Origin of the sequence: Microbacterium sp. Leaf203 (assembly GCF_001421275.1) — a bacterium.
GTDB classification, from domain to species: domain Bacteria; phylum Actinomycetota; class Actinomycetes; order Actinomycetales; family Microbacteriaceae; genus Microbacterium; species Microbacterium testaceum_A.
In genome coordinates this window covers 93,948-106,601 of the sequence record NZ_LMKF01000022.1, presented here as the reverse complement: position 1 = coordinate 106,601, position 12,654 = coordinate 93,948, and the positions used below count along the sequence as shown (strand labels likewise).

The following is a 12,654-nucleotide window of genomic DNA, read 5'->3' as shown; positions in this document are numbered from 1 at the left end:
CGGACTCGGGGGAGCCTCGTGGCGGCGCTGTCACGGGTCGGTTCTGCGGGTTCGTTGCGACAGTAGTGCGGCTTCGGTGAGTCGTCAAGCAAAAGATGACTGATCGTCGGAATGGTAAAAGTCGGTGATTTTTCCGCGCTTTACCGGGATATTCGGCCGCAGTGGCCCAGGCGAAGGTTCTCGAAGGCGCCTCTGACTCGTTCCTGTGAGCAGTTCTTAACGCAAATTAGTCAAGTTTTGTAGACGTATCGACAAAAGACTCCTACAGTGACCACGGTCGAGGGCGACCTGTGCGATCCGAGCGGTCGACGCCGCCCCCGCCGCTGATCCGAAGGAGCAATGATGCCCGTACCCGCTGTCTTGTCCGGCCCCCGCCGGCGCAGCACCCGTGTCGCGAGGACCCTCGCGGCCGGTCTCCTGGGCGGAGCACTCGTGGCCACAGGAGCGATCCTGCCCGCCGGTGCCGCCGTCGCCCCCGCCGTCAACACCCCGGCGGACCTGCCCAAGCAAGAACCGGGTGTGACGCTTCGCACCTACTCCACCCCGCCCCTCACCGAGCTCTGCACGCTGAAGTCGGGCCAGACCCCGAACGTCGACAAGCTCATGTCGACGATCGACTGGCGCACCGACGAGCAGTTCGGCGCGGGCGACAACTTCATCACGCACGCCCTGGCCAACCTCACCGTCAGCACGCCCGGACAGTACGCCTTCCGCCTGACGAGCGACGACGGCTCGCGCCTCACCCTCGACGGCACGCAGCTGATCGACAACGACGGACTGCACGGAGCGGAATCCGTCGAGGGCACCGTCACGCTCGACGTGGGAGTCCACGACCTGTTCGTCGAGATGTTCGAGGCCACCAACGGCCAGCAGCTCACCGTCGAATGGAAGGTCCCGGGCTCCTCGAGCTTCACCGTCATCCCCAACAGCGTGCTCAGCACCGAGGCGGGTGTCGTGCGCGTCACCGCCCCCGGGACGAAGTACTGCGAGGGCAGCACCGACTCCGCCGGCGACGGTCTGCGCCTGGATGCCGTGAACCCCAACTACACGCTCGTGAACCTGCGCCCCGAGGGCTTCAACCCCAAGGTGTCGGGCCTGGCCTTCCTCGGCAACGGCGATCTCGCCGTGCTGACCACCGGCTCGGTCAACTCCGGGGGATGGGACACCTCGACCCCCGGCAAGGTCTTCGTGCTGAAGGGCGCCCAGGCGGCCGACGGACCCGAGGACGTCACCGTCGTCGAGGCGGCCGGCGGTCTGCTGAACCCGATGGGCATCGACGTCATCGACGACAAGATCTACGTCTCGGAGCGCTACCAGCTCACCGAGCTCAGCGACACGAACGGCGACGGCTCGTACGAGACGAAGCGCAAGGTCGCCGAGTACCCCTCGGGCAACAACTTCCACGAGTTCGCCTTCGGCCTGATCCACGACGAGAAGAACTTCTACGTCAACCTCTCGGTCGCGATCGACAACGGCGGGGCGACCACCAACCCGCAGCCGGCGAAGAACCGCGGCACCTCGGTCAAGATCGACCGCGCCACCGGGGCGATCAGCTACGTCGCCGGCGGTCTGCGGACCCCCAACGGCGTGGCCTTCGGTCCCGAGAACGAACTCTTCGCGATGGACAACCAGGGTGCCTGGCTGCCCGCGAACAAGCTCGTCAACGTCAAGCAGGATCGCTTCTTCAACCACTACACGAACCCCGCGGGCCCGTTCGATCAGAACCCCGTCACGCCTCCCGTCGTGTGGATCCCGCAGAACGAGATCGGCAACTCCCCGAGCACGCCCATCATGCTGAAGGACGGTCCCTTCGCGGGACAGATGATGTTCGGCGACGTCACCTACGGCGGCCTGCAGCGCGCCTTCCTCGAGAAGGTGGACGGTGAGTTCCAGGGCGCGGTCTTCCGCCACTCCGCGGGCTTCGAGGTCGGCGTCAACCGCGTCATCGAGGGCCCCGACACGTCGCTGTACATCGGCGGCACCGGAGAAGGCGGCAACTGGGGTGAGGCGGGCAAGCTCACCTACGGCCTGCAGAAGCTCGTCCCGAACACCACGCAGAACGCCTTCGACATGAAATCCATGAAGGTCGTCGAGGGCGGATTCGAGATCGAGTACACCCAGCCCCTCTCCGACGAGACGCTGGCGAACCTCGCCTCGGCGTACCGGGCCGAGCAGTGGCGCTACCTGCCCACCTCCACCTACGGCGGACCGAAGGTCGACGAGGAGATCCTCTCGCTCACCGGCGCGACGGCATCCGCCGACCGCAAGACGGTCACGGTCTCATTCGACGGTCTGAAGCAAGGCCGCGTCGTGCACCTGCGCTCGCCGCAGCCCTTCGCCGCAGCCAGTGGCGACACGCTGTGGAGCACCGAGGCCTGGTACACGCTCAACTCGCTGCCGGGCTACGTCTCGCCGGCCGACCAGGGCTGGTACGAGGCCGAGGAGGCCCGCCTGATCGGCGGCGCCAAGTTCGACGCCGAGCACAGCGGTTACTCGGGAGCCGGCTTCGCCGGCGGCATGTGGCAGGCCGGATCCGCGTTCGAGTTCACGGTGAACGCGGAGACCGCGGGCACCGTCCCCGTCTCGGTGCGCTATTCCAACGGCCCGAACCCCGCGCCCGGCTCCAAGGACGTCAACCTCTACGTCAACGGTCAGAACCTCGGGAAGTGGGACTTCGCCTCCACGGGCGACTGGAAGACCTGGGCCACGATCACGCGGGACATGCCGCTGGTCGCCGGGACGAACACCATCGCGCTGAAGTACGAGACGGGCAACAAGGGCAACATCAACGTCGACGTCCTGTCGATCGGCACCGCCGACATCTGCGCCCCGTCGCAGGTCGAGGACGGCTACCGCCCGCTCTTCGACGGCACGCTCGAGAGCCTGAACGCCGGGTGGCGCATGGCCGGCCCCGGCGGCTTCGGTCGACAGAACGACTGCAGCATCCGCGGCGAAGGCGGCATGGGCCTGCTCTGGCACAAGGCGCAGGAGCTGAACGAGTACAGCCTCAAGCTGGACTGGAAGCTCATCGCCGATCACAACGGCGGCGTCTTCGTCGGGTTCCCCGACCCGAAGAACGACCCGTGGATCGCGGTCAACCAGGGCTACGAGATCCAGATCGACGCGTCCGACGCCGCCGATCGCACCACCGGTGCGATCTACACCTTCCAGGGTGCGGATGCCGACGCGGTGAAGGCCTCGCTCAAGCCCGTCGGTCAGTGGAACGCGTACGAGATCGTCGTGAAGGGGCAGACCATCAAGATCTTCCTCAACGGCACGCTGGTGAACGACTTCACCAGCACCGATCCCGCTCGCGACCTCTCGCAGGGCTTCATCGGCCTGCAGAACCACGGCGGTGGGGAGGCGGTGTCGTACCGCAACGTCCGCGTCAAGGACATCGACGAGCCGGCCCCCCTCGCGGTGACCGCCTCGGCCGAGGTCAAGTGCCTGGCCAAGAAGGCGTCGGTGACGGCCCGCGCGACCAACACCGACACGGTGCCGGTCGACGTGACGCTCACGACGGCGTGGGGCGAGCGGGTCATCCCCGCCGTGCAGCCCGGGGCGACGGTGTTCCACACCTTCACCACCCGCGCCGCGTCCGTCCCCGCGGGCGAGGCGACGGTGACCGCGACCGGCGACGGTCGCACCGGCGGGGCCACGGCCTCGTACGCAGCCAAGAGCTGCGGCTGATCCCCCCAGCGCCCCCGGCGGCGGACTCGCGTCCGTCGCCGGGGGCGCTCCCTCATGTCCCAGAGGTCCCCATGCTCTCCTCCCTCGGCCGCCGCATGAGCCGGCACCGCCTTCTCGTCCTCCTCGCCTGGTCCGTGCTCGTCGTCGTCGGCGGGGCCCTCGCCGGCGACGCCTTCGACCGCACCGTCTCGGTCGCCGACGCCCCGGCCGGCAGTGAGTCCTTACGCGCCACCGAACGCCTCGACGCCCTCGACCCCGAGGGGGAGATCATCACTGCCGTCGTCCGCGGCGAGGACTTCTTCTCCCCGACGCTGCGCGACAGCGCGACCGCCGTCATGGCCTCGGTCCGCGCCGTCCCCGGGGTCGCCGAGGTGACCGACGCCTACACCGCGGGTGGAGCCATCGGTGACGACGGCCGCTCGTCCCTGGTCGTCGTCGAACTCGCGCTCGGTCTCACCGGCGACGAGGCCGTCGCCACGGCATCCGCCGTCTCCGACCTTCTCCACGAGATCGACGCGCCCGAGGTCCTCGTCGGCGGCCCCCTCCTGGCCGAAGAGGCCTTCGTCGATCGGGCGGCCAGCGACGCGGCGATCGGCGAGGGCGTCGCGATCCTCGTCCTCGTCGTGCTGCTCACCCTCGCACTCGGCTCGCTCCGCATCGCCCTCGTTCCCGTCGTCGCCGCGCTCGCCGCGATCGCCCCGACGCTCGCGATCCTGGGTCTGCTCGCCCGCGTCGTCGACGTCAACGAGTTCGCGGTGAACGTCGTCACGATCCTGGGCCTCGGCCTCGCCGTCGACTACAGCCTTCTTGTGGTGCTGCGCCTCCGCGAGGAACGCACCGCCGATCCCACCGCGCCCCTCGACGAGCTCGTCGCCCGCGCCGTCTCGGGGGCCGGCCGCGCGGTTCTCGTGTCGGGTCTCGCCGTGGCCGTGGCCCTGCTCGGCATCCTGATCCTCGGCGACCCCCTGCTCTCGGGGATGGCGCTCGGCGGTGCGGTCGTCGTCGCGGTCGCCACCGTCGCCGGCCTGACGCTCGTGCCGGCCGCGCTGTCGTTCCTGCATCGCGCGCTCCCGTCCGCCGGGGCGCGCACGTGGGCGCGCCCGTGGGCGGGACGGGCGTCGCGCGAGGGACTGCTGGCCCGCTCGACCCGTCTGGCCCAGCGCCGACCGGGGATCGTCGCCGTCTCGACCGCGGCGGTGATGCTGCTGCTCGCCGCTCCCGTGGCATCCCTCGCGCTCGACGACTCCGACATCCGCTCCCTTCCCGCGGCGGCCGAGGAACGACGCGCGTACGAGGCGACGACGACGGGCTTCACCGGGATCGGGATCGAGCCCGTCACGGTCGTGCTCGACGGATCGATCCAGGATGCCGCCGTCACCGGCGTCCTCGACCGGATCGCGGCCCTGCCCGACGTCGCCGACGCCGACGTGGTGCAGGGGCTGCCGCCCGAGATCACCGCTGTCGCCTTCACCCCCGTCGGCGACAGCGCCACGGGAGACGCGGCGCAGCGGCTCGTGACCGCGGTGCGCGGTCTCTCGACGCCCGTCCCCGTCGAGGTCACGGGCCCCGCCGCCTCGCTCATCGACACGCGCGATCACCTGGCCGCGCGCCTGCCGTGGGCCCTGGTCATCGTCGCCGCGGCGAGCTTCGCCCTGCTCTTCGCACTCACCCGCTCGCTCGTGGTCCCGCTGAAGGCGCTCCTGCTCGCCGCCCTCACGGTGGCCTCGACCCTGGGCGTGCTCACCGCCGTCTTCGGGTGGGGCTGGGGCGCCCCTCTGCTCGGGTTCGAGCCCCGCGGCACGCTCGATGTGACCACCCCCCTGCTGATCGGGCTGCTCGCCTTCGGGCTCACGATGGACTACGAGGTGTTCCTGTTGTCGCGCATCACCGAGGGCTGGCGCGCGCGAGGGCGCTCCGCCGACCCGTGCACGGCGAACGCCGAGGCCGTGCGCCACGGCATCACCCGCACCGGCCCCGTCGTGACGCTGGCCGCGGCGGCGATCTGCGTCGTCTTCGTCGGCTTCGCGTTCGGCGAGCTGGTCGCAATGAAGGAGATCGGGGTCGGCATGGTGATCGCGGTGGTCCTCGATGTCACCGTCGTCCGCGGACTCCTCCTCCCCGCGCTCATGACGCTCCTCGGTCGCGCGAACTGGTGGCCGAACGCGCGTCGCCCGATCCCGGTGCCCGCCGAACCGACGCCCGCCGTCGATCGCCGCGTGCCCGTGCGGTCGTAGGCTGGAGACATGCACGGCGAGTACAAGGTCCCCGGCGGGAAGCTGGTCGTCGTCGACCTCGAAGAGCGCGAGGGCCGCATCCACGGCTTCCACCTCGCGGGCGACTTCTTCCTCGAGCCCGACGACGCCCTCGACGACATCGACGCGGCCGTCAACGGCCTCGCGGTGGAGTCCGACGTCCCCACGATCGCCGCGGCCATCCGCGCGGCCCTCCCCGAGGGGGCCCAGCTGCTCGGTTTCACGCCTGAATCGGTGGCGACCGCGATCCGCCGCGCCCTGGTCACCGCGCCGGGATGGGCCGACTTCGAGTGGGAGGTCGTCCACGACGGCCCCGTCTCGCCGCGCATGAATCTCGCGCTCGACGAGGTCCTCACCACCCGCGTGGGCGCGGGGCTGCGCAAACCCACGTTGCGCCTGTGGGAGTGGGACGAGAGCGCCGTCGTCATCGGCTCGTTCCAGTCGCTGCGCAACGAGGTCGACCCCGCGGGGGCGGCGAAGCACGGATTCGACGTCGTGCGCCGCATCTCGGGCGGGGGCGCCATGATGATGGCCGCGAACTCGATCGTGACGTACTCGCTGTACGTGCCGGCATCCCTCGTCGCCGGTATGACGTTCGCCGACTCGTACGCGTTCCTCGACGACTGGGTGCTGCAGGCGCTGCGCTCGCTCGGCATCGACGCGGTGTACCAGCCGCTCAACGACATCGCGGGTCCCCACGGCAAGATCGGCGGGGCCGCCCAGAAGCGCCTCGCCAACGGGGGTGTGCTGCACCACGCCACCCTCAGCTACGACATGGACGGTCAGGTGCTCACCGAGGTGCTCCGCATCGGCCGCGAGAAGCTCAGCGACAAGGGGACCGTGTCGGCCGCCAAGCGCGTCGACCCCCTGCGCAGCCAGACCGGTCTGCCTCGCGCCGAGGTCATCGAACGGTTCATCCAGACCTTCACCACGCTCTACGGGGCGACGCCCGGGCGCATCAGCGACGAGGAGTACGCCGAGGCCCAGGCCCTGGTCGACTCGAAGTTCGCCACCGACGCGTGGCTGCAGCGCGTCCCGTGAGCGCCGAGAACCTCGCCGACGCTCCCGCACCGGGTGGCGTCGAGATCCACCACGCCGACAATCTCACCGTCACGCCGCGCTACCCCGACGGCTCCTTCGCTCTCGTCTACCTCGACCCGCCCTTCAACACGGGACGCACCCGCTCGAAGGCCGTGGAGTCCGCGACGCGCAAGGCGCCGGTGGACGAGACTCCGGATGCCGCCGCGCCCGATGCCGCGGCATCCGTCGACGATCCGAACATGCTCGACTTCCCCGAAGAGGAGCCGCCCCCGCCTCCCGTGGTGCAGCGCGGCTTCCACGGCCGGGAGTACGCGCGCCTGCGCGGCGACCTGCGCACCTACGACGACCGGTTCGACGACTACTGGGGCTTCCTCGAGCCGCGGCTCGTCGAGGCCTGGCGCCTGCTCGCCGACGACGGCACGCTCTACCTGCACCTCGACTACCGCGAGGTTCACTACGCCAAGGTCATGTGCGACGCGCTCTTCGGTCGCGACCACTTCTTGAACGAGCTGATCTGGGCCTACGACTACGGCGCCAAGACCAAGCGCCGCTGGCCCACCAAGCACGAGACGATCCTCGTGTACGTCAAGAACCCGTCGGCGTACTTCTTCGACTCCGATGCCGTGGACCGCGAGCCCTACATGGCCCCGGGGCTCGTCACGGCCGAGAAGGCCGCGCGCGGCAAGATGCCCACCGACGTCTGGTGGCACACGATCGTGCCGACCACGGGCCGCGAGAAGACCGGCTATCCGACGCAGAAGCCCGAGGGGGTGCTGCGCCGCATGGTGCAGGCGTCCTCGCGCCCCGGCGATCGGGTGCTCGACATGTTCGCCGGCAGTGGCACGCTCGGCGCCGTCGCCGCCCCTCTGGGACGGAACTCGGTGCTCATCGACGACAACGCCGACGCGGTGGCCGTGATGCACAAGCGCCTCGAGCCGTACGCGGACTGAGCGCGACGCGGCTGGCGCGTTCGCGGGGGTGGGGCGGTGTTTTCCCGCCCCGAGCGCAAAATCCCGCCCCGAACCCCCGGCCCGCATCCGGCTCCGTGAGAAGCCCGCCCAGATGTCGGCGGTCGCACCTAGGGTGAAGCCATGGACTTCGGCATCTTCGTTCCGCAGGGCTGGCGCTTCGACCTCGTGGGGATCGACCCCGCGGAGCACTGGCGGGTGATGAACTCCCTCGCCCAGAGCGCCGACGACGGCCCGTGGACGTCGCTGTGGGTGTACGACCACTTCCACACCACCCCCGTCCCGAGCACCGAGGCCACGCACGAGGCGTGGACGCTCATGGCCGCCTTCGCCGCCGCGACCGACCGCGTGCGCCTCGGCCAGATGTGCACGTGCATGGGCTACCGCAACCCCGCCTACCTCGCGAAGGTCGCGGCCACGGTCGACGCGATTTCGGGCGGTCGCGCCGAGATGGGCATCGGCGGCGGCTGGTACGAGCACGAGTGGAAGGCCTACGGCTACGGCTTCCCGCCCATCGCCGAGCGCCTCGGGCGCCTGCGCGAGGGTGTCGAGATCATGCACCAGGCCTGGACCACGGGCGAGGCGACCCTGTCGGGGAAGTACTACGAGGTCGACGGCGCGATCGTGCAGCCGAAGCCCCTGCAGCCCGGCGGCATCCCGCTCTGGATCGCCGGCGGCGGCGAGAAGGTCACGCTCAAGATCGCGGCGAAGTACGCCTCGTACACGAACTTCGGCGGCTCGCTCGAGGAGTTCGACCACAAGTCCGAGGTGCTGCGCGGGCACTGCGAGTCCCTCGGCCGCGACGCGTCCGAGATCACCCGCTCGACGAACTTCAACACGATCGTCGCCGAGACCGAGGCCGAGGCCTCCGACCGCTTGGCCGCGGTGGTCGCGCGCCTGCGTCCGCACGTCGGAGATGAGCGGGCGGATGCCATCGAGGCCGACTACCGCTCGTCCGACGCCTTCGGCACCCCCGAGCAGATCGTCGAGCGCCTGCGAGAGCGCGCCGACCACGGCCTCGGCTACGCGATCCACTACTTCCCCGAGGCCGCCTACGACACCTCGGGAATCTCCCTCTTCGAGCGCGAGGTCATCCCGCACCTCTGATCATCGTCCCCTTTCGCGTGAGGGGTCGCTTTCTGTCGCCGCGCAGACGTCTGAGCGACAAGAAGTGACTCCTCACGCCGGAGGGCGCGGGTCAGACCAGAGGCGCGACGTCGGCGTAGGCGTCGGTCTCGACGGCGGGGACGGATGCCGAGGCGCCGAACACCCGCGCGCGCCGGGTCGTGGCATCCCACGTCGGCCATCCCGGGTCCCCGTCGCGCGCGAATCTCACCGCTGCGCCGTGCATCTCGGCGGCCAGAGCGGGCGGGGGAGTCTCGCCCGCGATGCGATCGACCCCCTCGGCGTCGAGGTGGTCGAACCAGAACGGCACGTCGAGGCAGTGGCAGGCGACGCCGATCGAGGGCACGGGCGATGCCCACGCGAAACGGTAGAGCCAGGTCGAGGCGTCGCCGCGCGCCCGGGCGGTCCTGCGCACCGTCGCGCGGATGACCCGATCGGTCACGTATCCGCCGAGCAGGGCTGCGGCCCCGCGCCGTCGCGTGCGCTCGAGATACGCGCGTCGCCGCGATCGCCGCAGACCGAGCACGGCGAGGGCGAGAGGGACCGGCACCACCCGGAGGGCGCCCGCGAACCGGGCGGTCAGGCCCGTGAACTCGTCGTCCGTCGACCCGATGACGAGGGGGATGTCGGCCCCGGCACCGTCGGCGAGAGCCTCGAGCGGATGCCGGGGCAGCACGTCCGTGTCGATCACCGGCCCCAGCGGCAAGCCGTCGTCGAGCAGCGTCGCGAGCGACGACAGCGCCCGGACCAGGGGCGGCGTGAGGGTGCTCTTCTGCGCCGCGAGAATCCGCTCCTCGGGCACCGAGGCGAAGCCGTTGCGGTCGGCGCGGACCCCGACGCGCGCGGCGACCCGGTCGGCGAAACGCCTGGCCGCCTCGAGTGGCACCGCGCCGATCGCGGGCGAGATCGCCATCGCGGCGTGGAAGAGTCCGGATGCGGCGGGGCTCGACAACAGCGCGAGCACCGACCCTCCGCCCGCCGACTGCCCCGCCACCGTCACTCGGGTCGGGTCGCCGCCGAACGCGCGGATCTCGTCGCGCACCCACTCCAGCGCCGCGATCTGGTCGCGCAGACCCCGGTTGGCGGGAGCTCCGTCGATGAGACCGAAGCCGTCGAAGCCGATCCGGTACGAGATCACCACGGTGATCACCCCGTCCCGCGCGAACGCATCGCCGTCGTACCAGCGGCTCGCGGGCGAGCCCGAGGTGAAACCACCCCCGTGGATCCACACGAGCACCGGCAGAGCGGCATCCGGACCGCTGTCCACCGGGGCGAACACGTTGACGTTCAGCGTGGCGTCTCCCGGCACGCTCGGCTCGGGGATGAGGGTGATCCCCGCGTCGCCCCGCTGCGCGGTCGCGCCGTACGCGGTGGCATCCCGCTCGCCTTCCCACGCCTCCACCGGCACGGGAGCGGCGAAGCGCAGCGCCCCGACCGGAGCCTGAGCGAACGGGATGCCGAGGAACACGGCGGCGGCACCCCGCCGGAATCCGCGGACGGCCCCCTTCGAGGTCACGGCGAGGGGAGTGGCATCCATCCCCTCATCCTGCCGCGCCACCCGCGCGAGGGGTCGAAAAGTGTCGCCTCGGCGTGCCCGGAGGCGACAGATCTCGACCCCTCACACGCGCACGCGTGCTCCGTCCTCACGGCGCAGCACGGGCAGCTCGGTGCAGCAGGCGTTCATCGGGGAGGGCGGGTTACGCGTCGCGGCGCGCGCCCTCCGAGGGGGTCACCGTGAAGATGTTCGGGGCGCGGAAATCGGATGCCGCGAACGCGGCGCGCACGGCCGCCGTCGCCGCCGGGACGAGTCCGGTGGGGATCAGCGCGATGGCCGCTCCGCCGAAACCGCCGCCCGTCATGCGGGCACCGAGGGCGCCGTTCGCGAGCGTCGTCTCGACGGCGAGGTCGAGCTCGGGCACCGAGATCTCGAAGTCGTCGCGCATCGACGCGTGCGAGGCGACCAGAAGGTCGCCGATCGCGGAGGGGCCGTCGGCGTCGAGGGCGGCCACGGTGTCGAGCACGCGCTGGTTCTCGGTGATGACGTGGCGGACGCGGCGGAAGGTCACGTCGTCGAGGATCTCCTCGGCGCGCGGCAGGTCGTCGACGGTCAGATCGCGCAGCGATCCGACGCCGAACGCCGCCGCTCCCCGCTCGCAGGCCTCGCGACGCTCGCGATAGCCACCGGTGGAGTGGGCGTGCTCGACGAGGGTGTCGGTCACGAGGATCGAGAGCCCCGCGTCGGCGAAGCCGAGGGCGACGGCGCGCGTCTCGAGGGTGCGGCAGTCGAGGAAGGTCGCGGCATCCGCCACGCCCAGCATCGACGCCATCTGGTCCATGATCCCGGTGGGAGCGCCCACGGCGTCGTTCTCGGCGACGCGGCCGACCCGCGCGAGGGCGACCTTGTCGAGGCCGGCGGCCCACACGTCGTTCAGGGCGGAGGCCACGGCCCCCTCGATCGCGGCGGACGACGACAGGCCGGCACCCACCGGCACGTCGGAGGCCAGGGCGATGTCGACGCCCCGGGTCACGGCATCCGGAGCCGCCCGACGCAGCGCCCACGCCACGCCCAGGGGATAGCCCGCCCAGTCGAGGCCGCCGGCGGCGATCCGCGCATCGAGCTGCGAGAGCGGGACCTCGACCGCGGCGTCGGCGAACGTCGAGCGCACGCGGATCACGTCGTCGTCGCGCAGGGCAACGGCCGCCGCGGTGCGCTGGGCGATCGCGAAGGGGAAGACGAAGCCCTCGTTGTAGTCGGTGTGCTCGCCGATGAGGTTGGCGCGGCCGGGGGCCGACCAGACTCCGACCTCGGGGGCGTCGGTGAGGGTGGCGAGAAGGGCGCGGGCGTCGTCGACGGCGGTCATGCCGTCACCTCCGGAACGGTGTCGAGGGCGGCGCGCAGGCGTTCGGCCTGCGACTCGGGGGTCACGTCGCCGATCCAGGCGCCCATGGCGGCCTCGGATCCGGCGAGGTATTTCAGTTTGTCGGCGGCGCGACGCGGAGAGGTGATCTGCAGGTTGAGGCGCACGGCATCGCGGCCTCGTCCGACCGGCGCCTGGTGCCAGGCGGCGATGTAGGGCGTGGGGGTGTCGTACAGGGCGTCGATCCCCCGCAGCAGGCGCAGGTAGAACGGGGCGAGCTCGTCGCGCTCGGCGTCGGTCGTCTCGGCGAGGTCGGCGACGTGACGGTGCGGCAGCACGTGCACCTCGACGGGCCAGCGGGCGGCGAACGGGACGAACGCCGTCCAGTGCTCGCCCCGCAGGACGACGCGCTCGCCGGCCTGTTCGAACTCGAGGATGCGCTGGAACAGGTCGTTCGAGCTGCGCGCGATCGTGTCGAGCAGGCGGTGCGTGCGCGGGGTCACGTACGGGTAGGCGTAGATCTGCCCGTGCGGGTGGGGCAGGGTGACGCCGATCTCCTGCCCCCGGTTCTCGAAGGGGAACACCTGGCGGATGCCGGGAAGAGCCGACAGCGCCGCGGTGCGATCGGCCCAGGCCTCGATGACGGTGCGGGCGCGCGTGCGCGAGAGCGAACCGAACGACCCCTCGTGCTGGGGGCTGAAGCACACGACCTCGCAGCGG

General features: G+C 71.0%; 8 protein-coding genes. 5 read left to right on the top strand and 3 right to left on the bottom strand.

From position 1 onward, the window contains the following. Nucleotides 1-342 precede the first annotated feature (342 nt). The 5 genes from ASE56_RS01770 (at nucleotide 343) to ASE56_RS01750 (ending at nucleotide 9,058) form a co-directional block, all read left to right on the top strand. Nucleotides 343-3,690 (top strand): family 16 glycoside hydrolase, encoded by a 3,348-nt coding sequence (locus ASE56_RS01770; protein WP_143017834.1) that lies wholly within the window; start codon nucleotides 343-345, stop codon nucleotides 3,688-3,690. Between the two features lie 71 nt (nucleotides 3,691-3,761). After that, nucleotides 3,762-5,924, top strand: coding sequence for an MMPL family transporter (locus ASE56_RS01765; protein WP_056224389.1), 2,163 nt, complete (start codon nucleotides 3,762-3,764; stop codon nucleotides 5,922-5,924). A gap of 9 nt (nucleotides 5,925-5,933) precedes the next feature. Beyond that, nucleotides 5,934-6,983 (top strand): biotin/lipoate A/B protein ligase family protein, encoded by a 1,050-nt coding sequence (locus tag ASE56_RS01760; RefSeq protein ID WP_056224387.1) that lies wholly within the window; start codon nucleotides 5,934-5,936, stop codon nucleotides 6,981-6,983. Further along, nucleotides 6,962-7,933: a site-specific DNA-methyltransferase gene (locus tag ASE56_RS01755; RefSeq protein ID WP_235556902.1), complete on the top strand. Its 972-nt coding sequence runs from the start codon at nucleotides 6,962-6,964 to the stop codon at nucleotides 7,931-7,933. The genes ASE56_RS01760 and ASE56_RS01755 overlap by 22 nt, the downstream gene beginning before the upstream one ends. A 141-nt stretch (nucleotides 7,934-8,074) precedes the next feature. After that, entirely contained in the window at nucleotides 8,075-9,058 is a 984-nt protein-coding gene (locus ASE56_RS01750; protein ID WP_056224383.1) for an LLM class F420-dependent oxidoreductase, read from the top strand. A gap of 91 nt (nucleotides 9,059-9,149) precedes the next feature. Here the strand turns inward: ASE56_RS01750 and ASE56_RS01745 are convergent, their stop codons facing one another. The 3 genes from ASE56_RS01745 to galT form a co-directional block, all read right to left on the bottom strand. Then, entirely contained in the window at nucleotides 9,150-10,613 is a 1,464-nt protein-coding gene (locus ASE56_RS01745; protein WP_056224381.1) for a carboxylesterase/lipase family protein, read from the bottom strand. Between the two features lie 160 nt (nucleotides 10,614-10,773). After that, the gene (galK, locus tag ASE56_RS01740) at nucleotides 10,774-11,937 is read right to left on the bottom strand and encodes a galactokinase (protein WP_056224379.1); all 1,164 of its coding nucleotides are present in this window, start codon (nucleotides 11,935-11,937) and stop codon (nucleotides 10,774-10,776) included. Then, on the bottom strand, nucleotides 11,934-12,654 hold a 721-nt coding region (gene galT, locus ASE56_RS17655; RefSeq protein ID WP_235556901.1), incomplete at its 5' end, for a galactose-1-phosphate uridylyltransferase. The genes galT and galK, both read right to left, overlap by 4 nt.

What these genes read in the sequence shown, in the direction of transcription:
- ASE56_RS01770 (WP_143017834.1), top strand. Translation starts at nt 343, where the DNA reads ATGCCCGTACCCGCTGTCTTGTCCGGCCCCCGCCGGCGCAGCACCCGT.
- ASE56_RS01765 (WP_056224389.1), top strand. Translation starts at nt 3,762, where the DNA reads ATGCTCTCCTCCCTCGGCCGCCGCATGAGCCGGCACCGCCTTCTCGTC.
- ASE56_RS01760 (WP_056224387.1), top strand. Translation starts at nt 5,934, where the DNA reads ATGCACGGCGAGTACAAGGTCCCCGGCGGGAAGCTGGTCGTCGTCGAC.
- ASE56_RS01750 (WP_056224383.1), top strand. Translation starts at nt 8,075, where the DNA reads ATGGACTTCGGCATCTTCGTTCCGCAGGGCTGGCGCTTCGACCTCGTG.
- ASE56_RS01745 (WP_056224381.1), bottom strand. Translation starts at nt 10,613, where the DNA reads ATGGATGCCACTCCCCTCGCCGTGACCTCGAAGGGGGCCGTCCGCGGA.
- galK (WP_056224379.1), bottom strand. Translation starts at nt 11,937, where the DNA reads ATGACCGCCGTCGACGACGCCCGCGCCCTTCTCGCCACCCTCACCGAC.